Below are 23635 nucleotides of genomic sequence, written 5' to 3'. Positions count from 1 at the left end.
CATTTACTGATCATGATGGGGAGCAGAAAATGACAGATACGAATGATTATGATGAAGCTGAAGATTCAGCTGTCGATGAAGATGAAGCGAAAGCTGCTGAACGTGGTGCAAGTGATAGCGAAGAAAGCGGTAATTTAAGTGACGCCGATCTCGCTGAAGCTGAAACACTCACTGTGACAGCAAAGCAAAAGCAACGTCAGGCACTTGAAGATGAAATTGCAGCCTTTTTAGCCAAAGGTGGAAAAATTACTGAAGTTCCTGCCGACGAAGAGGCAAGGCATTAATCAAAAGCATCACCTCGGTGATGCTTTTTTTCTTTTAAACATCGCTCTGGGTAAGTTCTAGCGCACGTTGATAGGCAATCTTCTTTTTTATTCCTGTTAAATCGGCTGCCAGTTGAGAAGCAGCTTTGACTGATAGATCCTGTAATAAACGATTTAGTAACTGATCCAATTTTTCTTGAGCGAGATCTTTCTCTTCGGGATTGCCACCGACCACCAATACAATTTCACCTTTTTGCTGATGATGATCCTGTTCAATGAATACCACTAACTCTTTTAAGGTCATTTTTTTAATGGTTTCAAAAGTCTTAGTAATTTCACGGGCGAAACCAACTGGACGATCTTCACCAAAAATCGTAGCCATATCTTTAACGCAATCCAAAATACGATGCGGTGCTTCATAAAAAATCAGGGTTTGGGTTTCATCCTTGAGTTTTTCGAGCTGATTAATACGCTGAGAAGATTTTGATGATAAAAAGCCCTCAAAACTAAAACGATCACTTGGAAGCCCGACTGCACTTAATGCTGCAATTGCGGCACATGCACCTGGCACAGGCGTCACTCGAATATTGTGTTGCTGTGCTGCACGTACCAGTTTAAAACCAGGATCACTAATTAATGGTGTACCTGCATCACTGATTAGCGCAATATTCTTCCCCGATTTTAATATTTCAACTAGTTGTTCAATTTTGTTACTTTCGTTGTGATCATGACATGCAGTCAGCGGCGTTGATATATTATAATGCTTAAATAATAGCGCAGATTGTCGTGTATCTTCTGCCGCAACTATAGAAACTGATTTAAGAATTTCAATAGCCCTAAAGGTCATGTCATCCAAGTGCCCAATTGGGGTTGCTACTACAAATAACTGAGCACTCATAAGGTTTACTCCATGTTGAATAATAAAAAAAGATTGCTGCTGGTGTGTTTTGCAGCTTTTATATCGCAAGCGCAAGCTGAAGTGTTGGTCATTCTACCCGAATCGGGGCCTATGGCGCGAGCTGCCAGTAGCATTAAGTCTGGTTTTATGAGCGCTTATGCCTTATCTGAGGACAAAGTACCGCTTAAATTTGTTAACTCTGACAAACAGAACATCAAAAATATTCTGGCGAGAAATGTAAATAAAAAGACACAACTGATTGTGGGACCATTGGCAAAAAGTGAAATCGAACAAATGGTGGCATTGAATCCAAAAGTTCGGGTATTGGCATTAAATGAAATTGAAATGCAATCACCCAATGTGATTCAGTTTAGTCTAGCTAAACAGGACGATGCATATGCACTCAAACAAATTTTGCTCAAAGACAAAATTTCACAACTTTTTGTATTGCGCCAAACTGGTAGAGAACAGGAAAGCGAATTGTACCTGATGTCGATCATGACTCAGCTTGGAGAGTCGGTTCAAATGGTTCATGATGCACCGAAGAAATTGAAAAAAGGACAAGGACTGTTGTTGCTAGGTGATGATGCATGGGTAAATCAATTATCAAATTTACCCAAAAATAATGTTTATGCTCAACCGACCACGATTGAAGAAAATCAGCCTATTCCAGAAGGTTTAAAGTTTTGCGATGTTCCAGCTTTATATGAACATAAATGGAATGATGTTGCGCATGCCTATTTGCAGCAGCCCGTAAGTATGCCTTATCAGCGTCTTATTGCGTTTGGAGCCGATGCATGGATGTTGGCGGAGCTTTATTTAAAAACGCCAAAAATTCAAAATTTTACGCTCGAAGGACGTACGGGTGACCTCGATGTCAATTCTCAACGTGTGACACGAATTCCACATTGCTATCAAAAACAGAAAAATACCATCTTACAACTTTAATTATTCACGAAATGATGACAATCAACAATAAGCATGCCTTGGGTCAATGGGCAGAACAGCAAGCACTACAAATTTTATTGCAGCACGAGTTTCGGCTGGTACGGCAAAATTTCCACTCTCGCTATGGAGAAGTAGATCTCATTGTTGAGCGTGGACAAGAACTCATTTTTGTTGAAGTCAAAGCACGCTCTATAGGATCTTATGGACAGGCCAATGAAATGATTCGCCCCAGCCAGCAACGTAAAATTATTCGCACGGCTGAATACTTTTTGATATGCAATCCTGTCTATGAACAGTTTTATTGTCGTTTTGATGTAATTTGTTTTGATTTTCCACAGAAAATTGCAAAAACAGTACAGCAGGATTTTTCTAAACTTCGATATGATCAGCAATGGATTGAAAATGCATTTACTTTGTAACCAGAGTTCATTACTCTTGAGCTGGAGATGCAAACATGATTTCAAAAGAGTTTTCAGGGAGCTTTGTTGAGTGTTTAAACGTATTGCAATAACGGCGTTGTGTGTCGCGAGTTTATCTGGGTGTGCCAGCTTTATTTCTGGAGGAACTGGTTCATCTCCAGTAGGAACAGAAAGTGGTGCGCGTAGTCTGGGTCAAGTATTTATTGATTCTTCTATCAAACGTACAGCAAGTATTAATTTATACAAACTTGATCCACGTTTTAAACAGTCTCGTGTCAACATTGAAAGTTTTCACAGTAATGTTTTGCTTACTGGACAAGTTCCTGATCAGCATCTACGCCAATTGGCTGAAGATAATGTTAAATCGATGAGTGATGTGAAAACGGTACATAACTATATCACTATAGGTCCACAAGTCAGTTATTCAACGATTATGCAGGACTCCGCTGTAACAGCCAACACGCGTGGATTATTGGTACGTGCACCTGTTGTTTCTGATACAAAAGTACTAGTTCATACTGAAGACGGCGTACTCTATGTGATGGGCCGACTAAATACTGCAGAAATCAATGATCTGAATGAGGTACTGCAAAAGGTCGGCAATGTTACAAAAATCGTGACGCTCATCGATAATATTGACCAGCCAAGTGCAGGGACGACCGCCAGTTCAATTGTAGCTAGTCCTCTTGTAGGGAATGCAACAGCACAACCTGACGTACAGACTCCCGTTGCCATTGACCCTGATCAGGGTGAGCCAGTTAATGCTCAATAGTCCAACTGAGATACTCAAACAGTTACAACAGCGCTTTGAGCAAATAAAACATCAGTATCATGAGTTTCGCTTGTACGATCTGGGCAGTTATGCACTTAATTTTGTTACGCCTAAGTCAAGCTACAGCGTTCAGAAAAATGTCGCCTATGGACTAAAAGCACGTCAGCGTTTAGATGTGTATCGAACTAAAAAAGCTGTGGCAGGCCAGCCTCTGATTGTATTTATTCATGGTGGCGCATGGCAGCATGGTGATAAAAAGGATTATGCCTTTATAGGGGAAACATTTGCACGTGAAGGCTATGATGTCGCGGTTATCAATTATCATCTTGCGCCAGAATATATTTTTCCGAGTTATATTGATGATTTGGCGTTGGCCTTAAATTTTTTGGACCAACACCAAGCTAAATTAAAAATTTCCACACAACATGTGATTTTGATGGGGCATTCTGCTGGAGCATTTAATGTTATGTCAGTGGTGTATCATCCCCATCCCAATTTGGTTCATTGTCGGGATCGTATTAAAGCGATTATTGGTATTGCAGGCCCTTATCATTTTGACTATAAGGGTGATCCTCTTGCGCAGGATGCATTTAATCAGGAGATTCAGTATCAGCAGGTGATGCCATATTATTTTGTTGATTCAAATCCAATTCGGCATTATTTATTGTTGGCGGAAAATGATCAAATTGTCAAAGCAAAAAACAGTATCGACTTAGACCATATCCTGAGGCAGCATGGCAATCATAGCCATATTGCAATTATCCCAAAAACGGGACATATCTCAATTATTGGCACATTATCTAGCTTGTTTAGTCGTTATTTCAAAACTAAACGAACCATTCTGAGTTTTTTAAACGAGAGTCTGGAAGCCTAAAGATACAGGCTTCAGATTTATCTTGTTTGCACCACTTTTTTGGGATTTTAATCAAGCACTATGCGTATGCAAAACCTGCATAATCATAGCATGTGCAATACTTCCTTTAAATGGAATTTCAGGAAGTTGATCAAATTTAAAAAATTTCGCATCACTAATTTCTTCTTCTTGGAGTTGTATTTCTCCAGAGTCATATTCAGCCTGAAATGCGATCATTAAGTTGCTTGGAAAAGGCCATGGCTGACTCGACATGTAGCGAATATTTTTTAGTTTTAAACCCACTTCTTCAAGTGTTTCACGTTGTACCGCTTCTTCCAGTGTTTCCCCAACTTCGACAAAGCCAGCAATAAGCCCGTATATATTGCTTTTGTTATTTGCATTTTTTGCTAGTAAAACTTCATTCTGATCCTTGGTAATAATAGTAATCACACAAGGCTGAACACGAGGATATTGGTGATAACGACAAGCGGGGCATATCATGGCATATTCGACAGGATGAATATGCGTTTCATGTCCACAATGACTACAAAACTTATGGTTACGTCGCCACTCTAGAAGTTGCACCGCCCGACTTGCTTTCTGAAATTCATCAACAGACCATAAGGTAATGAGCTGTCGAATTGGAACAAGCTGCAAGCTTTCTGGAATAGTTTCATCATCGAGTAAATCACGGGCAATGACATGATCACCCGCTTTAAACTTTAAATCACTTGCAAGTGTTTCAACCTTTGGAAGTTGGTAATTTTCATCGACAAGTAATTGTTGATTATGAAAAATATAGGCAAGTGAAAGTTGTGACATTAGGCCGCCGCTGTTTGTAATTTCCGACTATTTTCCAATGCTACATCAAACATAGATTGTAAAACAGGTTGTTTATTTTTTAAATTGTCAATGAGCATATCGAGACTGGCTAAAACATTTAAAATCTGGCGAATCTGTTCAATATTTAGAACTTGTTGTTGTTGCTGAGATGTCTGTACAAATTGGGCAGTGTGTAATAACGCCTGTTGTTGCTCTTTACTTCCCAAAAATAAAGCAGCTCCAGAGAGCTCTTTTAAGTAGACCGATAGTGCTTCGAGCGCTTGTGTTTCAGGTTGCTGTTCACATTGCAGAAGCATTTCGATCACCATCCCAATCAATGACTTGCTTTCACCAAGTAAAGCTTGGTGCGCCTCATCTAAACGATCCAGCGAAATATTCATATTGTTGACGCGCAGTTGCAAACGACTGGAAAGATAATTACGCTCCAGAATTCCAATGGAGTTCATCGCTGCCAATATGCTTTTCATCAATTGTTGAGCATAATTTTCATCGTTGAGAATGCTCGGCTGGTTGAGTGCTTCTGCTTGATGATAAAGCTCTTGATGCGCTTCGCTTAAATTGAGCACCTTAAATACGTTGGCCAGATTTTTTAAGCTTGCCTGTAACTCTTGAATTTTTTCTGTCGACATATTTTGATAGTTATATTCAATGTCGTTACGGATTTGTGTCATAGCATCCGTAATCAGCTCACTCGCAGTATGAATGGTATTGTAATCTGGACCATACAAATGGCGACTTAGAACTTCAAGTTGAGTATCTGAAAGTTGTTCATCACCAATATTTAGTTGTTGGCGAATATGTTCAGAAATCTCATCTTCCTGACTAATACAAAGGCTGAGTATATCTGCCAAATCTGCACTAGATGCTGTAAAGGTTTCTGGTTGTTGCAGAAATTGTCCCATGCTGGTTTCTAACTGAATAAATATGCGTAAACGTGCATTATTTAAAATCAGGTGTTCAATATGGCCTAAGGCAATATTGACTAACTGCCAATATTGTTGACTAGGCGTATTTTGAGCCAGTGATGCTACATAGGCTCCGATCAGTTTTATCGCCTGAAAATCCAGTGGTTTTGCAGTATGCTGAAGAAGTTTATGCAAACATAATTTATAAAGTTGATGAATATAAGCTGATTTTTCTAATTCTGGTGTGGCTAACAAATTGAAGTTAGGCTGAAAACAGTCCAATAAAGGTAAAATTTGTTCGCCTTCGCGTGTTTGCGGTTTCCCCAAAGCAAGTTCAAGACGATTCAATGTATCAATTAAGAATTGTGAAACCTTTACTTCACGCAGGCAAATAAATTCAATGTAGCGTTTTAACATGGTGGTGCCTTCACTTAAAGCAACCACATCTTGTGTCTGAATATTTTGCGGTTCAGACATAATTTTACGCATCAACGATGCTGAATAATCGGTGATCTGCGCCAGACGAGGCATATCAATCATTGCTAAAATACGGGCACATTGTTCAAATTGATTCAGCGCATCATCTATGCCAAAAGGCAAGGCTTGTTCTTCCGCTAATGTACTTACTGCGTTTTCAACAAGTTTTATTGAATTATCAATTTCATTTTTTATTATTAATAATGCAGTTGGGTCGAAGTGAATAGAGCTTTGATAAGACATTTAAGCTGCACCTTTCCTATGTTATTGGTGTCAAATTGCCTGATAGAGTGAATTGAATCCCTGATCATTAAACATACGCATTTATCCCCACAAATAATGCTGTATGTTATTTATTTCCAAGTTATGGATGATTCGGTTAATAGACTCTGATCATCAGCACATTATTTATAAACTAATATAACTGAACTTTTAGGGCTTGGAATACTAAAAGCAGAGCTTTACGCGAATTTTATTTGGCAAAAAAGCATGCCTTACCCTGTTTTTCTTCAAATTGTTTGACCCACGTCTCATGTCGTTCCAGTTCTTCTGGTTCAGGTAAAATGACAGGAAGATCAATTTGAACACGTTGTCTGCCACTTTTTTGTCCATGATTTTCATGTTGTGAGAGGGCATCCATATCAAAAGACACCTGTCCACCCGTCATGGCCAGATAAACATCCGATAGAATTTCAGCATCCAGTAACGCGCCGTGGAAGGTACGATCCCGTGCAGGAATATCGTAACGTCTCACCAATGCATCTAATGAGTTTTTTTGCCCGGGATGCTTACTTTTGGCAAGAGCGAGGGTATCGGTAACGTCACATACTTCTGAGAGCGTAGGCAAACCAACACGCTTGAACTCGGTATCAAGGAAGTTCATATCGAACGTTGCATTGTGTGCGATAATTTCTGCACCTTTGAGATAATCAAATAGTACGTCAGCAATTTCTGCATATTTTGGTTTGTCTTTTAGGAAATCATCGCTAATGCCGTGAATATTTTCAGACTCGCCTACAGGCTTTTCCGGATTAATATAAATATGAATAGAGCTACCGGTTAATTTACGATTGATCATTTCAATCGCACCGACCTCAATAATGCGATCGCCATCCTGAAAATAAAAACCTGTGGTTTCCGTATCTAGAATAAGTTGGCGCGGACCTTGGATGTGTAAGGTTGCTGCTGTAGTCACAATATGCGGATGATTTTTGACGTGTTCTTGGGTTTCACTCATCGATATAGTTTCTTTAATTTCAACGATATTGTTCAATTCATTGGCATTTTCATCTTCTGGCAGGCTTTCACTGTCAAATTGATCATCGGGTATGTCTAATCCAAAGGGGTCATCGAGTAGCCAGTCATTTTCAGATTTTTTTTTTGCTTGTATCGACGAAAGTTGATGTCCAATCCATTCAGATTGAGGAACAACAACATGTTGCTTTTCAGGTTGCAGCACTCCTAAATTGGCCAGTTGATCGGCCATTTCATTGCCAGCATGACCTGCATGACCTTTAATCCAGTTCCATTCGATGTCACGTTCTGTGCAAACTTTATCGAGTCGCTGCCAAAGATCAGGATTTTTTACATCTTTCCAATTTTTCTTTTTCCAGCCATGAATCCACTCAGTGATGCCTTGTTTGACATAATTTGAATCTGTCCAAATGATAAGTTTCGCATCAATTGGGCAAAAGGAAACACCTTCAATAGCAGCCGTCAGTTCCATGCGGTTGTTGGTTGTTTCAGCTTCACCACCATAAAGTTTATGTTCACTTTCTTGAGTAATAATATAGGCTCCCCAACCACCTAGGCCAGGATTACCTTTACAGGCACCATCAACATAGAGTGTGATTGTTTGTGACATCATATAAAACCTAAAAATTGAAAAAAATGAACTTAACTTCCCGTATTGTATATGCAAATCATGGTTTACGAACTTTGGATTGACTGTTTTTTTTAATTTCTTGTAACATTTCCACGCAAATCACGTTAAATTATTGCCTTGTCTAAGCGACATGCTTCACTACAATGGCATATCAAAGAATTAAACTTTACGCGAGTTGTTTGGAACATTTTATGTATAAACCGACCAATATGGTGTGGCAATTTCCCGCAGCATCACTTTTTAAAATTACGATATTGGCTTCTGCTTTGGCAGCATTGGGTCTAACCACTGGCTGTTCCTCAACTCCACAGACTGCAAAAACAAATACGACAAAACAGGTTGGATCAGGGTATTTGGATGCCAGCAGTCTGGATTCACTTGAAGATTTACTTTCTGCAACAGATATGCGTGCGGTTGAAGGGGATCGCTTATTGATTTTAAAACACGGTGATGTCTGGAAGCGTATGACCGTCGGTTTTAAAATGGATTTAAATCACTGGGATCCACGTATTGAGGCACAGCGTAGCTGGTTTATTTCACGTCAGCCGTATTTGGATCGTTTAAGTGCACGTGCCAGTCGTTATTTATATCACACCGTGAAAGAAGCAGAACGTCGCGGTATTCCAACTGAACTGGCATTACTGCCCGTGATTGAAAGTTCATACGATCCAGCAGCAACCAGTAGTGCAGCAGCAGCAGGATTGTGGCAGTTTATTCCAAGTACAGGGCGTATTTATGGTTTAAAACAAACCAGCCAGTATGATGGACGCCGTGATGTCGTGGAATCAACTCGTGCAGCCTATGAGTTTTTAGGGAGTTTGTATAATCAGTTTGGCTCGTGGGAATTGGCTTTAGCGGCTTACAATGCTGGCCCTGGTCGTATTCAGCAGGCGATCAATCGAAATCAGGCTGCGGGTTTGCCAACGGATTATTGGTCGCTTAAATTGCCGCAGGAAACCATGAACTATGTGCCGCGTTTTCTGGCAGTTGCTCAAATTATTAAAAATCCAAAAGCCTATAATGTAAATTTGCCTCCTATCGCGAATCGTCCACACTTTCGTGAAATCACTTTGAGCGCACCGGTCGATTTGAATCAAATTGCTTCTTTAACAGGTTTAAGTCGTGCGGAATTATATGCACTCAATCCAGGCTATCGTGGGGAACGTATTGACCCAGAAAGCCCAATGCGTATCCTAATTCCAGCAGATGTCAATCCATCGGTTGATGCCAAGCTTAAAGCATTAAAAACATCCTCATCTGGGTTCTGGGCGAGTAATAATACTGCCCCTACACCAAATGCTAATGTAACGGTTAATACCTCAACTCGTGGTGCAACCCAAGCGATCAGCCCAAGTCGTACTACACCTCCTGTCATGACTGCTAATAGTGTGAGTCGTCCCTCAACGGGCAGTAATGTTATTTCGGCGATCACCCGCCCATTAAAAACTACACCACGTGATGCAGATGAGTTAGCCGCGTTTGCTGCAAGTGCCGACATTCCAAGTGCGCCACGTATTCCTGTGGCTGTTACACCAGCAAGCAATGTCAAAGCTGTCAATGCAGAACCACCTATTTCCAAGGCTGAGCGTGAACAAATTGTGACATTGGTCAAACAGGAAGGGGTTAAGGAAACAGTTAATCAGGCTTTAGAGCCACAGCCGACGCAAGCTGAAAAAGATCAAGTAGTTGCTGAGTTAAAAGCAATTGCGCCGAAAGGTACTGAAATTGTTGATCCTTATGATGGCAAAATCAGGTTAACTGCGATTCAAACCAGTCAGTCGGTTGCTGATAGTGAAGGCAAAGAAGTGACGAAGGGCTTTGCATATCCTAAAGCTGTAGCTGAAACTGTAAATGCTGATAGCTATGAAGCACAAAATAATAAGGATAAGCCTTATATAAAAACCGATACTGATATTGTCGTAGTGCAGCCTTCAGGAAAACGTTCAACATATACCGTTCAGCCCGGAGATACTTTAGCTATTATTGCGACCAAAAATGGTGTGAGCTGGCGCGATATCGCAAAATGGAACCAGATTGATCCAAATAACACGTTATTTGTTGGTGCATCTTTATATTTATATGATGCAAAACCACAAACTATAGATCGATCTGTAGCCAGCAAACCCGATACGAAAACTGAAATTTATACGGTTAAAGCCAATGATAGTTTAACGGGTGTCGCTGATCAGTTTGGTTTAAGTGTTAAACAGTTGGCAGATTACAATAATTTGTCGGTGACCAGTGGTTTATTTGTGGGACAAAAGCTATTAGTTAAAGAGAATGGTACAGCGCATAACTCTGGATCGAGTCGAAATACTGATGCGAAAAGTGACACTAAAACGACCCGCGTCGCAACAAAATCTTATACGGTAAAACGTGGTGAATATTTAAAGCTGATCGCAGATCGTTATGCCTTATCTAATCAGGAATTGGCTGATTTAACTTCGGGATTGACTGCGAGCAGTAGCTTATATGTGGGTCAAAAAATTAATGTACCATTGCATGAAGTAACTGCGCGTGACGATGATAAACCTGATCCAAAGGATAAGGATACACGTAACAGCAAAACAGTGAATCAGATTAAAACTGAAAATTATCAAGTGCAGCGTGGCGATACTTTATCCAGTATTGCAGGTAAATCAAAAATTACGCTGGCTGAATTGGCAAGCTTAAATAGTATTGCTGCGAATAGTGGCGTGCGTGTGGGACAAGTTTTGAAGATTCCAGCAGGTTCTAGCATTCCTGAACAATATACAGTTCAATCTGGGGATAGCTTGAATAGTGTAGCGAGTAAATTTGATTTAGAGCTTTCTGATCTTGCTGAATTGAATGGTTTAAGTCGTAGTGCAGGTTTACGTGTAGGACAGCGTTTAAAACTAACCGGCGAAATCTCACCTTCAGCTAAAGTCGAGTTACAAGAGACTGCACCAGATACACATACGGTTAAATCTGGTGAAACACTGGCGAATATCGCAAGTCGCTATCATCTTCAGTTAAATTATCTGGCTGCTTTAAATGGTCTAACTCGTAACTCAAATGTACGTGTTGGGCAAAAGCTAAAAATATCGGGTGATTTTCCTAAAGCAGAAATAGCCAAAGATGAGAGTCCAAAAAGTACAACGAAAACCAAGGCATCGGGAAATACTGAAGCTTATACGGTTAAATCCGGCGAATCATTAAATAGTATTGCCAGCCGTTTAGGTATGACTGCAAAAGATCTGGCAGATTTAAATAATCTCAATGCGCGTGCTTCATTACAGCGTGGACAGTCTTTGAAAATTCCAAAAACCATTACAGAATATACGGTAAAACGTGGCGACACGTTGATTGGTTTAGCGAGCAAGTTTGGTATGGCTATTGCAGAATTAGCAGATCTCAATGACCTGAAACAAAACGCGCAGCTACGTATAGGCGATGTAATTAAAGTTCCAAACTTATAAGTTGTACCGGCTGATGGATTTTATTTCAGGACGAAGCTTACAAAGCAGAAAGAGCAAAATGATGAATAACGCAATAAAAAGTACTGTATTTGCAGTTACTTTTTATTGCAGTGCCGTAAATGCTGCTGTACAGACAACGCCATATATCGCAATTCATTCTAAAGCAAAATATAGTGGATTGAGCCATATGCCTTATGCCAATCCATTGGCTCCTAAAGGTGGAATGCTAAGTCAATATAGCAATGGTACTTTTGACAACCTCAATAGTATGAATGGCAAAGGAAGCTCTACGGATGGAGTAAATTTCATATTTGACTCTCTGATGTCACCTTCACTGGATGAGCCTGCGGTGATGTATCCACTTTTGGCAAAAACCGCAACGTTTGATCCCGAACATACTAATTTTGTTATTTTTGATCTAAACCCAAAAGCAAAGTTTAGCAATGGACAACCTGTCACAGCAGAAGATGTTAAATTTAGCTTCGATACATATCAGACCAAGTCCAATCCGGGTTTGCAGATGTACATAGCCGATCTAGCTAAAACCCAAGTGTTATCTAAGTATCAGGTGAAATTCAGTTTTAAGTCTGACAACAATGCTGAAATGCCGTTGATTTTAGCGACACTCCCTATTTATTCAAAAAAAGATTGGCAGAATAAAGATTTTAGCCGTGTCACCATGGAACCGATTCTAGGTTCGGGACCGTATCTGATTGATCGTATAGATGCGGGACGTAGCATTACTTATAAGCGTAATCCAGAGTATTGGGGCAGGGATTTAGCAGTCAATCGTGGGCGTTATAATTTTGATCGCCTGAAATATGTCTATTATCGCAATATGGATATCGCATTTGAAGGATTCAAATCAGGGCAATATACATGGCAAGAGGAATTTACTGCTAGAAAGTGGGTAACAGCTTATAATTTTCCAGCTATGAACAACAAAATGGTCAAAAAATTTGAGTTTAAACATCGTAATCCCATGACCATGCAGAGTATTGTGCTGAATACAAGGCGTGCGCCACTTAATGATATTCAATTTCGTCGTGCTATAAGTTATGCCTATGATTTTGAATGGCAAAATAAAGCGTTGTTTTATGGAAAATATCGACGCTTACAAAGTCATTTTGATAATAGTGAATTGGAAGCGACAGGCAAACCTTCAGCAGAAGAACTTAAAGTGTTACAGCCCTATTTGTCCAAATTAAATCCAATTGTAAAACAAGGGGTATTATCCGACTGGAAATATCCTGCCAGTGACGGCAGTGGTTTTAACCGTAACAATTTACTCACAGCGCGTCAGTTATTGATTAATGCAGGTTATACCGTAAAAGCAGGCCAATTACGTGATCATCAGGGTAACCCGATTCAGTTTGAATTATTAATCCATCAAGATGGATTACAGCGTACATTAATGCCATTGGTGCGAAATCTTAAACGTTTGGGCATTACAGTATCCATTCGACAAGTGGATGTACCACAGTATTTGGAACGTATGCGCCGTAATGACTTTGATTTGACTACTTTGGCAATGCCACAGTCTTTGACCCCAGGTAATGAGCAATTTCAATTTTGGAGCAGTTCTGCTGCAGATCAGGTAGGTAATTATAATTTTGCAGGAATTAAAGATCCTGTCATTGACGCGGTGATTCAGAAATTGGTGAAATCCTCTAGTCGCGAAGAGTTGATTGTCAATACTAAAGTGTTGGATCGTTTATTGCGTGCAGGATATTATCAAATCTTAACCTATGGCAAAGGTGAAAACTGGTATGCCTATTGGGATATGTATGAGCATCCGCAAACCTTACCCCAGATTTCGGTAGGATTGGACTACTGGTGGTCAAATTCCAAAAAAGCTCAAGCTGTTGCAAACTATTTGCGCAGACAATAAATAATCAAAAGACGCCAACGGAACCAAAATATGGGCACCTATATTATCAAGCGACTTTTACTCATTATTCCAACTCTATTTCTGATTTTACTCATTAATTTTTTAGTGGTTCAGATTGCTCCGGGTGGGCCTGTTGAGCAGGCCATTCATCAGGCTGAAACTTTTCAGGGCATCAATAATACTGGGGGCGGTGAAACAGTAAGCGTTGCTTCTGATCGATCCTATCAAGGGGCCCGGGGCTTAAGCCCCGAAATGATTGAGCAGATTAAGGCCCAATATGGTTTTGATAAATCAGCCCCAGAACGTTTTTGGCTGATGTTAAAAGGTTATGTAACGCTAGATTTTGGTACTAGTTTCTTTAAAGATAAACCCGTTACCCAGCTTTTATATGAAAAATTGCCAGTGACTATCTCATTAGGATTATGGAGCACCTTGCTGATCTATTTGGTTTCGATTCCTTTAGGAATTCGTAAGGCTAAACAGCACGGTTTGTTTTTTGACAAATCAACTTCCATGTTGCTAGCTGTGGGATATGCTGTACCAACTTTTGTATTTGGTGTACTGCTGATTGTATTCTTTGCGGGTGGTTCCTATTTTCACTGGTTTCCTTTGCAGGGTTTGGTATCTGAAAATTTCCAAAGCTTAAGTTTTATTGATAAAGTCAAAGATTACTTTTGGCACATGACATTGCCCTTACTGACGATGGTTTTAGGTGGTTTTGCAGGTTTAACTTATCTGACTAAATACTCGTTTATGGAAGAATTAAATAAGCAATATGTACTGGCAGCACGTTCAAAAGGCTTGACTGAAAATCGGGTTCTCTATGGTCATGTATTTCGTAATGCTATGCTGATTGTGATAGCAGGCTTGCCCGAAGCTTTGATTGGCATTTTCTTTGTGGGTAATTTATTTATTGAAATCATTTTTAATCTGGATGGCATTGGATTATTAGGTTTTGAAGCAATTACTCAGCGCGATTATCCGGTGATTTTTGGTACATTATTTTTATTTACCTTACTGGGTCTTATTTTAAGACTGATCAGCGATGTGCTATATCAGGTAATTGATCCACGAATTAACTTTGAATCTCGGGGAGCAAAATAATGTCCCCAATGATGCAGGCTCGTTTTAAACGCTTTAAACAAAATCGGTTGGGTTTTAGCTGTTTCGTTTTATTTGTACTTGTTTTTATTTTATCACTTGGTGCTGAGTTTATTGCTAACGATAAACCAATTTTAGTCAAATATGATCAAGCATATTATTTCCCTGTTATAAAATCCTACCCTGAAACGACTTTCGGCGGAATATTTGAAACAGAAGCAGATTATAAAGATCCTGCTGTGCAAAAGCTGATCGATGATAAAGGCTGGGCAATTTGGCCGCTGATTCCATTTGCCTACCAGACCCCAAACCTTGACCTTGCTGTGCCCGTGCCATCTCCTCCAAGCCAGCAAAACTGGCTGGGGACAGATGATCAAGGCCGAGATGTACTGGCTCGTATTCTTTATGGATTACGGGTATCGTTGATATTTGGTTTTGCTTTAACCTTCTTTGCTGCGGTAATTGGGATTATTGTGGGGGCGATACAAGGGTATTATGGCGGTTGGATTGATCTTATTGGTCAGCGAATCCTTGAGGTATGGGGCGGTTTACCCATGCTATTTATGGTGATGGTTTTAGTGAGCATGTTTACTCCAAATGTGTACTGGCTATTTCTGATTATGTTGCTCTTTGACTGGCCAGCTTTGGTTGGACTGGTTCGTGCAGAGTTTTTGCGGGCGAGAAATTTCGATTATGTACGTGCAGCACGTGCTTTAGGGGTAAAAGATCGAACCATTATGTTTCGACATATTTTACCTAATGCCATGAGTTCAAGTTTATCGCAGCTTCCTTTTATGCTAACTGCAAACATTACCGCACTGACGGCACTTGACTTTCTAGGCTATGGTTTACCTCCTGATGCTGCTTCGTTAGGTGAGTTATTGTTACAGGGCAAAAACAATTTAACCGCGCCGTGGTTAGCGCTATCAGGGTTTTTTAGTTTGGCTCTCGTGTTATCTCTTCTTATCTATGTTGGGGAGGCGACGCGTGATGCATTCGATCCAAGACAACAATAATCAAACACAGCAAACGATCTGCCTGAAAGTAAATGGTCTACATATTGAAAATGAAGTAGGTCTTACATTAGTTCAACACTTGGATTTTGAACTCAAACAGGGGGCAACTCTAGCGATTGTGGGGGAAAGTGGGTCAGGAAAATCAATAAGTAGTCTGGCTTTATTGGGGTTGTTATCTCCAAATTTAAAAATACAGGGTCAAGCTATATTTGAGGGGCAGAATATATTGCATCTCAATCAAGAGCAATATCGAAAGATTCGTGGGAAAAAAATTGCCATGATTTTTCAGGAACCCATGACTGCATTAAATCCTTTGCATCGAGTAGAAAAAATTGTAGGTGAAACCTTACTTTTACAAGGAGAGTCAAAGCAGCATGTTCGGTCTCGTGTTATTGAATTACTCCATGATGTTGGCATCCCTGAACCTGAAAGTAAGCTGAGACGTTATCCTCATGAATTATCGGGTGGTCAGAGACAGAGGGTTATGATTGCTATGGCATTGGCTCAAGAGCCGGATATTTTAATTGCTGATGAGCCAACGACCGCACTGGATGTTACTTTACAAGCACAAATTCTGAATCTACTTAAGACATTGCAACAAAAACGAAATATGGCAATGATTCTCATTAGCCATGATTTGAATTTGGTGAAACGTTATGCCGATGACGTGATTGTGATGAATAAAGGTCGCGTTGAAGAGCAAGGCCAGATAGAGGATGTTTTCAATCATCCAAAAACCACTTACACACAGCATTTGCTTAATCATGATTTTGGTCAAGCATTATGTATAAACCCCGAACAACCACTCCTTCAGTTGCAACAGTTAGGGATCAAATTTCCGATTAAACAGGGCTTGCTTAATCGTATAAAGGAGTATGTCATTGCTTTAGAGCCTATGGATTTAGCCCTCAATCAGGGAGAATCGATTGGAATTGTGGGAGAGAGTGGTTCGGGTAAAACCACACTTGCACTTGCAGTAACCAGATTGATTGAAAGTGAAGGAAAAATTATTTTACTGGGTAGAGATTTAAATCAATTAAAAGAAAGTCAACTACGGCCATTACGCACCAATTTCCAAATTGTATTTCAAGATCCTTTTAGTAGCTTAAATCCGCGTATGACAGTTGCACAGATTATTGGTGAAGGATTAATTCTAAAACAACTTAAAGTTAATGAAATTGAAGACTTGATTGATGATACGTTAGTCAAAGTTGAATTACCTATCGAATTTAAACACCGTTACCCACACGAATTATCAGGTGGTCAACGACAGCGCATAGCTTTGGCACGTGCATTAATTTTAAAACCTAAACTTATTATATTGGATGAGCCAACTTCCGCATTGGATCGTACTACACAACGTTCAATTGTGCAGTTATTACGGCGTTTGCAACAAGAACAACAGTTAAGCTATTTATTTATTAGTCATGACTTACAAGTCGTCCGCGCACTGTGTCAAAAAGTTCTGGTGCTACGTCATGCAAAAGTTGTTGAATATCAAAATACTGAACAACTTTTTTTATCTCCTCAAAAGGAGTACACACGCCAGTTAATTGCAGCAAGTCAATATTAAGCTTTTGCATATAATTGACATATGATATTGTCAATTTGTAAAAAAGATGACTCTCACTAATTTTTCAATTTAAATTAGAGTAATTGATCTAATTTGTTTAAAGAGAAAAACATGACACAGATTGCCGATTCAATTCAAATCAGAACTATCACTTTTAAAAATCGTTTGATTAAAGGTGCGATGAGTGAAGCACTTGCCAATGATGCAGGACAGCCAAATCAGTTGCATCTTGGGCTTTATGAAGCGTGGGCTAAAGGTGGTTTGGGCTGTGCCATTACGGGCAATGTAATGGTGGATATTCGTGCCAAAAACGAACCTGGGGTGGTTGTCGCTGAAAGTGAACGAGATCTGGTAGAACTAAAAAAATGGGCTGATATTGGCAAACAATATGGGATGGTACAACTCATCCAGTTATCCCATCCAGGACGTCAGTGTCCTAAAGGCTTGAATAAAGAAACGGTTGCTCCATCAGCTGTGCCGTTTAGTCCTATGCTAGCGACCATGTTTGGAACGCCTCGTGAGCTTCAAAATGATGAAATTCTAGATATTATTCAACGTTTTGCCAAAGCTGCAAGCATCTGTGAAAAAGCTGGATTCGAAGGCGTACAATTACATGGTGCACATGGTTATCTCATTAGCCAGTTTCTATCGCCATTGACCAATAAACGTCAAGATCAATGGGGAGGTTCTATTGAAAATCGTATGCGTTTCCTGCTTGAAATCTATAAAGCAGTGCGTGAGGCGACCTCAGAAAACTTTATTATTTCAGTTAAACTAAACTCTGCTGACTTTCAGCGTGGTGGTATTAGTGAAGAAGATGTCATTACAGTATTTAAAGCGATTGATGCAGCCGGAATTGATCTAATTGAAATATCTGGGGGGACTTATGAAGCACCAGCAATGGCAGGAGTTAAGGCTGAAAAACGTAAAGCCAGTACAATTGCCCGTGAAGCATATTTTCTAGATTTTGCAGAGCAAATTCGTCAGCAAGTGAAATGTAAGCTTATGGTGACGGGGGGCTTTCGAACAGTTGCGGGTATGAATGCTGCTTTAGAAAGTGGAGCCTGTGATTTTATCGGGATTGCGCGACCATTTGCAGTAGAAACTGATTTAGCTAATCGTTTGATTGCTGGTCAAGATGTCAAATATGCGGTAAAACCTATTAAAACTGGGTTGGCATTTGTTGATAAAATGGCAATTATGGAAATTATTTGGTATGCAGCGCAGTTCAGAAGCATTGGAAAAGGTAAGAAACCAAATCCAAAACTGTCTCCGCTTCTCGTGTTTTTAAATTATGCTAAAGGTAATATCAAAGCTGTAATTAAAGGTCAGGTGAACTCCCGTAAGTCTGCATAAAATACACAAGGGGATTCATAAGAATCCCTTTTTATATCAATAAAAAAGCCACTATCATAATGTAGTGGCTTTTTAGAATCTGGCGTCCCTACGGGGATTCGAACCCCGGTTACCGCCGTGAAAGGGCGATGTCCTAGGCCTCTAGACGATAGGGACGTTTAGTAGGTGGGCGTATATTAGGGTGATTTACAGGGGGTGTCAAATGATTTTTAGACTAAAAAAGGGCAAAATAAAATAAGTGCTTAAATTTAGAACAATGAGAGGCGTTAATTGAACAAAGCATCAAAGGAGCAGGAGTTTTTTTAATTATATTGCCTACAGCAATAGGTTTAGTGAAGCAGACTATTTTGTAGGTGTTGTTTTTTTACAAGAACATCGTATTGATTATTGCAAATTTAAATGAAGCCTGTATAGTATATTGAGCAAAAATAGCTTTGTTTCAGTAAATCTCTCATTTCGCAGTTTTATTCATAATCCTTCGTTTGTTTTAGATATTTTAGTTTCATTGTTTATTTTTTGAGTTAATTCCATGTTGGATCAATGTGTTTAAAAAATAGAGGATTATGTTATGTCAAATAATACCGGTACAGTTAAATGGTTCAATGAAACTAAAGGTTTTGGTTTCATTCAGGCAGATTCTGGCGAAGACGTATTTGCACATTATAGCGAAATTTCAAATTCAGGTTTTAAAACCCTACTCGAAGGTCAACGTGTAGAATTTGCTATTGTACAAGGTAAAAAAGGCCTTCAAGCAAGTAATATTACTGTTGTGCAAAATAACTAAGTTATAGATTTAGTTGTTAAAAACCCACAATAAGTTGTGGGTTTTTTAATTTTAGAATTACGGTTTCACCTTAATATTTCACTAAATTTTCAAAAAAAAGTAGACCAAAATAGCTAGATAGAGCACGCAGCAAAAATAGCTAATGTAGGACTATTGGGAATAATAAATTTGCAAATAAGCTTGATCATTTGCAGTAAAGAAAAATAAAAAATCAGGTTTACAGGTAGATTCAAATCCTGAAAAAATAAAAGAAAGCTGTCAGCATCAATGAATTGATCATGGCTAAAATGAAAAGTTTCTTGAAGGATGTAAAGTAAATGAACTGAATTTAAAAATCCTTAGAAAACAAAAGGCTGTCGTAATACATTAAATGTTTTGAGCCAACAGCATTTTAAGGCATTGGGATTTAACACACCGATGATGATCGCGTTTATGCTATAAAGCAGTGCAATATCAAGTAACGTTATCAACAGTTGACTAATTGATTCGACTGTCACAATGGCTTTTGTTCAAATCAAAATAAAAGAGAGATTAAATGAAGAGACTGTCATGTGCTTCATGCTGTCATTCTAACACCAATAATGTAGTTATTTTAGACAGAATAATCATATTGAGAACAATCTAGCCCGCGTTTATGCACCGCATTAGGCCATAAATACAAAAACGCACCAACATGGTTCATAATTTTGTGAAGAAAATTTTGCAAAAATGAAAATGTCTGAATATGGTGCAATTAAAATTGCACACAGTATAATAGTCACGGGGTACAGAATTCTTTTTTAATATTCTGCTAAGGAATTCAATAAATTAGAATAGTCCTTAAAAGTTGGTATGGGAATTGCTTAATATCAGCCAACGACTAACACGCACTTCACAAGTGCAATAAAACTTCATTGGAGCATACAGAGCATGGCGAACAAGGTCCTCGAACTCATCAGAGAAAGTGGCGCTAAATGGGTCGATTTTCGCTTTACGGATACTAAAGGTAAAGAGCAGCACGTTACTTATCCAGCAGATTCAATTGATGAAGATACATTTGAAGACGGTAAAATGTTCGACGGTTCTTCAATTGCAGGCTGGAAAGGCATTGAAGCATCTGACATGATTTTACGTCCAGATGCAGAAACGGGTTTCATCGACCCGTTCTTCGCTGAACCAACAGTAGTTGTGACTTGTGACGTAATTGAGCCTTCAACTGGTCAAGGTTATGAACGTGACCCACGTTCGATCGCTCGTCGTGCAGAAGAATATTTAAAATCAACGGGCATTGGTGATACAGCATTCTTTGGTCCAGAACCAGAATTTTTTGTATTTGACGAAGTGAAATGGGACATTGACATGTCTGGTGCTCGTCATACACTTATTGCTGAAGAAGCTGCATGGTCAACAGGTAAGGACTATGAAGCGGGTAACTCTGGTCACCGTCCACGTGTTAAAGGTGGTTATTTCCCAGTTCCACCAGTTGATTCTTCACAAGATATGCGTGCAGAGATGTGTGCAAAAATTGAAGATATCATGGGGCCAGGCCGTGTTGAAGTGCATCACCATGAAGTTGCATCTTGCCAATTAGAAATTGGTGTAAGTTTTAATACGATGGTTCGCAAAGCTGACGAAGTACAACAATTCAAATATGCAGTTTGGAATGTTGCGCATCAATACGCTAAAACAGCAACTTTTATGCCTAAACCAATGGTGGGTGATAATGGTTCTGGTATGCACGTTCATATGTCTATCTCTAAAGATGGCAAAAACCTATTTGCTGGTGATGAATATGCTGGTTTGTCAGAAATGGCACTTTACTTCATCGGTGGTATCATTAAGCACGCGCGTGCATTAAATGCGATCACAAACCCATCTACAAACTCTTATAAACGTTTGGTTCCTCATTTCGAAGCACCAATCATGCTTGCTTACTCAGCACGTAACCGTTCAGCATCTATCCGTATTCCTTACGTTTCTAGCCCGAAAGGCAAGCGTATTGAAGCTCGTTTCCCAGATCCAATGATGAACCCGTATTTGGGCTTTGCAGCATTGTTAATGGCTGGTATTGATGGTATTCAAAATAAAATCCATCCGGGCGAAGCAGCTGATAAGAACTTGTATGATCTTCCTCCTGAAGAAGAAGCAAAAATCCCTACAGTTGCTCATAGCCTAGATATGGCTCTTGAAGCACTTCAAGCGGATCACGAGTTCCTGTTAAAAGGCGGTGTATTCACTAAAGAGATGTTAGATGCTTATATCGAACTGAAAACTGAAGACGTGCGCCGTTTAAATACAACGACCCACCCAGTTGAATTTGATATGTACTACAGCTTGTAATACATTTTAAATAAAAAAGCTCGCTGTATGCGAGCTTTTTTATTTGCTAATTTTAGAAGATTGGGGCGGGAACTTTTAAGATTGACCCTCAGATATCTAATTTTAAATATAAAAAAAGCCCACTTTAGTGCTGCGGGCTTTTTTGTATTTGGCTCTCCCACCTGGGCTCGAACCAGGGACCTGCGGATTAACAGTCCGTCGCTCTACCGACTGAGCTATGGGAGAATCTGGAATAGGATTCTAAGAGGCAATTTGATTTTGGTCAAGCTTTAATAAACTGAAATTATTAAATAAAGTTTGAATGATTTAAAAGTAAGCAAGTCTTTATACTTCCTATCTGATGCAGACTTTCTTAAGTTGGGTGCTTAATTCAAATATTAACCAGAAAGATGAGAGTGTAAAAATATAATTAATAAATGCAATATTTGATTGTTATTTTATAAAACTTGAATTTTTATTGCATATAAATATTTTAAATGCACTTTTATTGCATTTTGTTGCTCTAAGCGGTTATTATTCAAGCCTAATTCTAGTATCAACCACGTTATTGTTCTTTTCCTTAAGCTTGAATTAAATTTAATCGAAAAAACAATAAATTTCAATGGGGTAATGGCCTGATATGAATGAGTCACTTGATGAATATGATCTTAAAATCTTGCAGCAATTGCAGTGTAATGGTCGGTTAAGCAATCAAGAACTAGCTGAAATCATTGGTTTATCGACTTCACAGTGTTCCCGTCGTCGAATTGCGTTAGAGCAAAATGGCATGATTCAGGGCTACTACGCTCAACTGCATCCCGATGCAGAATTACAGCCGATTATGGGAATGATTGAAATCAAGCTGCTTCAGTATAGTGATGAAGTGCTAAACAGATTTCTGGATTTTGTGAAGCATGAAAATATGATTCGTGAAGTGTATAAACTGACTGGAAATTTTGATTATTTGCTGAAAGTAATGGTGCGTGATTTAAATGAAATGAGTCAATTGATCAATAAGCTGACCACGCTAAAAATTGGTGTCAGTAATTGTCATACATCCATTGTACTTGAGCGCATTAAAGAAAATTATCAAATGATGAATGTGGAAAACGCATGACCAATATGACTGCTGACCTAAATGCAAATGCAGAGATCAAAATGAGACCTCATTCCTATATAGAAGATGGTCTTGCGATGATCATTGCTACTTTTATTATTTCATTTGGCATGATGCTCATGCAGCAAGCGGGGACGCTCACGGGTGGGACAGCAGGTTTGTCATTACTTATTCATTATGCGACCGGACTAAAATTTGGTTTGGTTTTTTTCTTGATTAATATTCCATTTTACTACTTAGCCTACAAACGCTTGGGGATACCTATGGTGATTAAAACTTTTCTAGCTGTAGGTTTACTTTCCATTTTAACCGAATTGCATCCTTATTTTATTCATGTTGATGGTTTAACCCCCTTGTATGCCACAATTTTAGCCAATGTATTAATGGGGTTAGGTTTCCTGATTTTGTTTCGCCATCGTTCGAGTTTGGGTGGTTTTAACTTATTGGTTTTATTTATTCAAGAGCGTTACGGGATTCCCGCAGGCAAGACTCAGATGGGTTTAGATATTAGCATTCTACTGGCTTCGATTGCATTCGTGAGTTGGCCTTTGCTTGCCATTTCTATTTTAGGAGCAGTTATACTCAACTTGATATTGGCGCTCAATCATCGTCCTGATCGCTACGTAGCTTAAGTCTGGTGAAAACTAAAAACAGCAGAGAATGAAACTGAATGTTTTATAAGGTGTACAGACCAAGAAAACATAAATAAAAAGGCCTACATAAAATATGTAGGCCTTTTTGAATCTTGGCTCTCCCACCTGGGCTCGAACCAGGGACCTGCGGATTAACAGTCCGT

19 protein-coding genes and 2 tRNA genes are annotated in these 23635 nt (G+C 39.3%); 15 read left to right on the top strand and 6 right to left on the bottom strand.

The window, feature by feature from the left end; genetic code table 11:
- Positions 1-29 precede the first annotated feature (29 nt).
- Positions 30-284 (top strand): hypothetical protein, encoded by a 255-nt coding sequence (locus IAE20_RS16525; protein WP_151832722.1) that lies wholly within the window; start codon positions 30-32, stop codon positions 282-284.
- 34 nt (positions 285-318) lie between these two features.
- Here IAE20_RS16525 and rsmI read toward each other — a convergent pair whose 3' ends face one another.
- Positions 319-1161 (bottom strand): 16S rRNA (cytidine(1402)-2'-O)-methyltransferase, encoded by an 843-nt coding sequence (gene rsmI / locus IAE20_RS16520; RefSeq protein WP_200460822.1) that lies wholly within the window; start codon positions 1159-1161, stop codon positions 319-321.
- A 12-nt stretch (positions 1162-1173) separates the two neighbouring features.
- On the opposite strand from rsmI, the gene IAE20_RS16515 reads away from it, so the two are divergent.
- From IAE20_RS16515 to IAE20_RS16500, 4 genes are all read left to right on the top strand, one after another.
- Positions 1174-2109, top strand: coding sequence for a penicillin-binding protein activator (locus IAE20_RS16515; RefSeq protein WP_200482673.1), 936 nt, complete (start codon positions 1174-1176; stop codon positions 2107-2109).
- 14 nt (positions 2110-2123) lie between these two features.
- Positions 2124-2528, top strand: coding sequence for a YraN family protein (locus IAE20_RS16510; protein WP_200482702.1), 405 nt, complete (start codon positions 2124-2126; stop codon positions 2526-2528).
- Positions 2529-2598: 70 nt separating this feature from the next.
- The gene (locus IAE20_RS16505; RefSeq protein ID WP_200460820.1) at positions 2599-3300 is read left to right on the top strand and encodes a BON domain-containing protein; all 702 of its coding nucleotides are present in this window, start codon (positions 2599-2601) and stop codon (positions 3298-3300) included.
- Positions 3290-4174 (top strand): alpha/beta hydrolase, encoded by an 885-nt coding sequence (locus tag IAE20_RS16500; RefSeq protein WP_200482674.1) that lies wholly within the window; start codon positions 3290-3292, stop codon positions 4172-4174. The genes IAE20_RS16505 and IAE20_RS16500 overlap by 11 nt, the downstream gene beginning before the upstream one ends.
- A 51-nt stretch (positions 4175-4225) precedes the next feature.
- On the opposite strand, the gene nudC is transcribed toward IAE20_RS16500, so the two are convergent.
- The 3 genes from nudC to dnaQ form a co-directional block, all read right to left on the bottom strand.
- Entirely contained in the window at positions 4226-4975 is a 750-nt protein-coding gene (gene nudC / locus IAE20_RS16495; protein WP_200460818.1) for an NAD(+) diphosphatase, read from the bottom strand.
- Positions 4975-6621, bottom strand: a complete 1647-nt coding sequence (locus tag IAE20_RS16490) for a chemotaxis protein (protein ID WP_200482675.1) — start codon at positions 6619-6621, stop codon at positions 4975-4977. The genes nudC and IAE20_RS16490 overlap by 1 nt, the downstream gene beginning before the upstream one ends.
- A 229-nt stretch (positions 6622-6850) precedes the next feature.
- The gene (gene dnaQ, locus IAE20_RS16485; protein WP_200460816.1) at positions 6851-8242 is read right to left on the bottom strand and encodes a DNA polymerase III subunit epsilon; all 1392 of its coding nucleotides are present in this window, start codon (positions 8240-8242) and stop codon (positions 6851-6853) included.
- 212 nt (positions 8243-8454) lie between these two features.
- Between dnaQ and IAE20_RS16480 the strand changes: the two genes are divergently transcribed.
- From IAE20_RS16480 to IAE20_RS16455, 6 genes are all read left to right on the top strand, one after another.
- Entirely contained in the window at positions 8455-11703 is a 3249-nt protein-coding gene (locus IAE20_RS16480; protein WP_200482676.1) for a LysM peptidoglycan-binding domain-containing protein, read from the top strand.
- Between the two features lie 61 nt (positions 11704-11764).
- Complete coding sequence (locus tag IAE20_RS16475) at positions 11765-13594, top strand: extracellular solute-binding protein (protein ID WP_227611108.1); 1830 nt, start codon at positions 11765-11767, stop codon at positions 13592-13594.
- A gap of 30 nt (positions 13595-13624) precedes the next feature.
- Entirely contained in the window at positions 13625-14698 is a 1074-nt protein-coding gene (gene yejB, locus IAE20_RS16470) for a microcin C ABC transporter permease YejB (RefSeq protein ID WP_200482678.1), read from the top strand.
- Entirely contained in the window at positions 14698-15711 is a 1014-nt protein-coding gene (locus IAE20_RS16465; protein WP_200482679.1) for an ABC transporter permease, read from the top strand. The genes yejB and IAE20_RS16465 overlap by 1 nt, the downstream gene beginning before the upstream one ends.
- A complete protein-coding gene (locus IAE20_RS16460) occupies positions 15686-17284 on the top strand; it encodes an ABC transporter ATP-binding protein (RefSeq protein ID WP_200482703.1) in 1599 nt (532 codons plus the stop codon). Before IAE20_RS16465 ends, IAE20_RS16460 begins: the two co-directional genes overlap by 26 nt.
- Positions 17285-17395: 111 nt before the next feature.
- Complete coding sequence (locus IAE20_RS16455) at positions 17396-18640, top strand: NADH:flavin oxidoreductase/NADH oxidase family protein (protein ID WP_200482680.1); 1245 nt, start codon at positions 17396-17398, stop codon at positions 18638-18640.
- 80 nt (positions 18641-18720) lie between these two features.
- Here the strand turns inward: IAE20_RS16455 and IAE20_RS16450 are convergent.
- Positions 18721-18796: transfer RNA gene (locus IAE20_RS16450), tRNA-Glu, on the bottom strand.
- A 412-nt stretch (positions 18797-19208) separates the two neighbouring features.
- On the opposite strand from IAE20_RS16450, the gene IAE20_RS16445 reads away from it, so the two are divergent.
- Both IAE20_RS16445 and glnA read left to right on the top strand, forming a co-directional pair.
- Positions 19209-19424, top strand: coding sequence for a cold-shock protein (locus IAE20_RS16445; RefSeq protein ID WP_200460810.1), 216 nt, complete (start codon positions 19209-19211; stop codon positions 19422-19424).
- 909 nt (positions 19425-20333) lie between these two features.
- Positions 20334-21743 (top strand): type I glutamate--ammonia ligase, encoded by a 1410-nt coding sequence (glnA, locus tag IAE20_RS16440; protein WP_200482681.1) that lies wholly within the window; start codon positions 20334-20336, stop codon positions 21741-21743.
- A gap of 149 nt (positions 21744-21892) precedes the next feature.
- On the opposite strand, the gene IAE20_RS16435 is transcribed toward glnA, so the two are convergent.
- Positions 21893-21968, bottom strand: a tRNA-Asn gene (locus IAE20_RS16435).
- A 394-nt stretch (positions 21969-22362) separates the two neighbouring features.
- Between IAE20_RS16435 and IAE20_RS16430 the strand changes: the two genes are divergently transcribed.
- Together IAE20_RS16430 and IAE20_RS16425 are read left to right on the top strand one after the other, a co-directional pair.
- A complete protein-coding gene (locus IAE20_RS16430) occupies positions 22363-22839 on the top strand; it encodes an Lrp/AsnC family transcriptional regulator (RefSeq protein ID WP_200460808.1) in 477 nt (158 codons plus the stop codon).
- The gene (locus IAE20_RS16425; protein ID WP_200482682.1) at positions 22836-23471 is read left to right on the top strand and encodes a YitT family protein; all 636 of its coding nucleotides are present in this window, start codon (positions 22836-22838) and stop codon (positions 23469-23471) included. Before IAE20_RS16430 ends, IAE20_RS16425 begins: the two co-directional genes overlap by 4 nt.
- Positions 23472-23635: the final 164 nt, after the last annotated feature.

The organism is Acinetobacter sp. S54, assembly GCF_016624945.1.
In the GTDB taxonomy this organism is placed as follows: domain Bacteria; phylum Pseudomonadota; class Gammaproteobacteria; order Pseudomonadales; family Moraxellaceae; genus Acinetobacter.
The sequence above is the reverse complement of the archived record's forward strand: the minus strand, read 5'-3'. Positions and strand labels throughout refer to the sequence as shown.

Bases quoted from the DNA above. Each gene is read 5' to 3' on its own strand.
- IAE20_RS16525 (WP_151832722.1), top strand. From the start codon at position 30: ATGACAGATACGAATGATTATGATGAAGCTGAAGATTCAGCTGTCGAT.
- rsmI (WP_200460822.1), bottom strand. From the start codon at position 1,161: ATGAGTGCTCAGTTATTTGTAGTAGCAACCCCAATTGGGCACTTGGAT.
- IAE20_RS16515 (WP_200482673.1), top strand. From the start codon at position 1,174: ATGTTGAATAATAAAAAAAGATTGCTGCTGGTGTGTTTTGCAGCTTTT.
- IAE20_RS16510 (WP_200482702.1), top strand. From the start codon at position 2,124: ATGACAATCAACAATAAGCATGCCTTGGGTCAATGGGCAGAACAGCAA.
- IAE20_RS16500 (WP_200482674.1), top strand. From the start codon at position 3,290: ATGCTCAATAGTCCAACTGAGATACTCAAACAGTTACAACAGCGCTTT.
- nudC (WP_200460818.1), bottom strand. From the start codon at position 4,975: ATGTCACAACTTTCACTTGCCTATATTTTTCATAATCAACAATTACTT.
- IAE20_RS16490 (WP_200482675.1), bottom strand. From the start codon at position 6,621: ATGTCTTATCAAAGCTCTATTCACTTCGACCCAACTGCATTATTAATA.
- dnaQ (WP_200460816.1), bottom strand. From the start codon at position 8,242: ATGTCACAAACAATCACACTCTATGTTGATGGTGCCTGTAAAGGTAAT.
- IAE20_RS16480 (WP_200482676.1), top strand. From the start codon at position 8,455: ATGTATAAACCGACCAATATGGTGTGGCAATTTCCCGCAGCATCACTT.
- IAE20_RS16475 (WP_227611108.1), top strand. From the start codon at position 11,765: ATGAATAACGCAATAAAAAGTACTGTATTTGCAGTTACTTTTTATTGC.
- yejB (WP_200482678.1), top strand. From the start codon at position 13,625: ATGGGCACCTATATTATCAAGCGACTTTTACTCATTATTCCAACTCTA.
- IAE20_RS16465 (WP_200482679.1), top strand. From the start codon at position 14,698: ATGTCCCCAATGATGCAGGCTCGTTTTAAACGCTTTAAACAAAATCGG.
- IAE20_RS16460 (WP_200482703.1), top strand. From the start codon at position 15,686: ATGCATTCGATCCAAGACAACAATAATCAAACACAGCAAACGATCTGC.
- IAE20_RS16455 (WP_200482680.1), top strand. From the start codon at position 17,396: ATGACACAGATTGCCGATTCAATTCAAATCAGAACTATCACTTTTAAA.
- IAE20_RS16445 (WP_200460810.1), top strand. From the start codon at position 19,209: ATGTCAAATAATACCGGTACAGTTAAATGGTTCAATGAAACTAAAGGT.
- glnA (WP_200482681.1), top strand. From the start codon at position 20,334: ATGGCGAACAAGGTCCTCGAACTCATCAGAGAAAGTGGCGCTAAATGG.
- IAE20_RS16430 (WP_200460808.1), top strand. From the start codon at position 22,363: ATGAATGAGTCACTTGATGAATATGATCTTAAAATCTTGCAGCAATTG.
- IAE20_RS16425 (WP_200482682.1), top strand. From the start codon at position 22,836: ATGACCAATATGACTGCTGACCTAAATGCAAATGCAGAGATCAAAATG.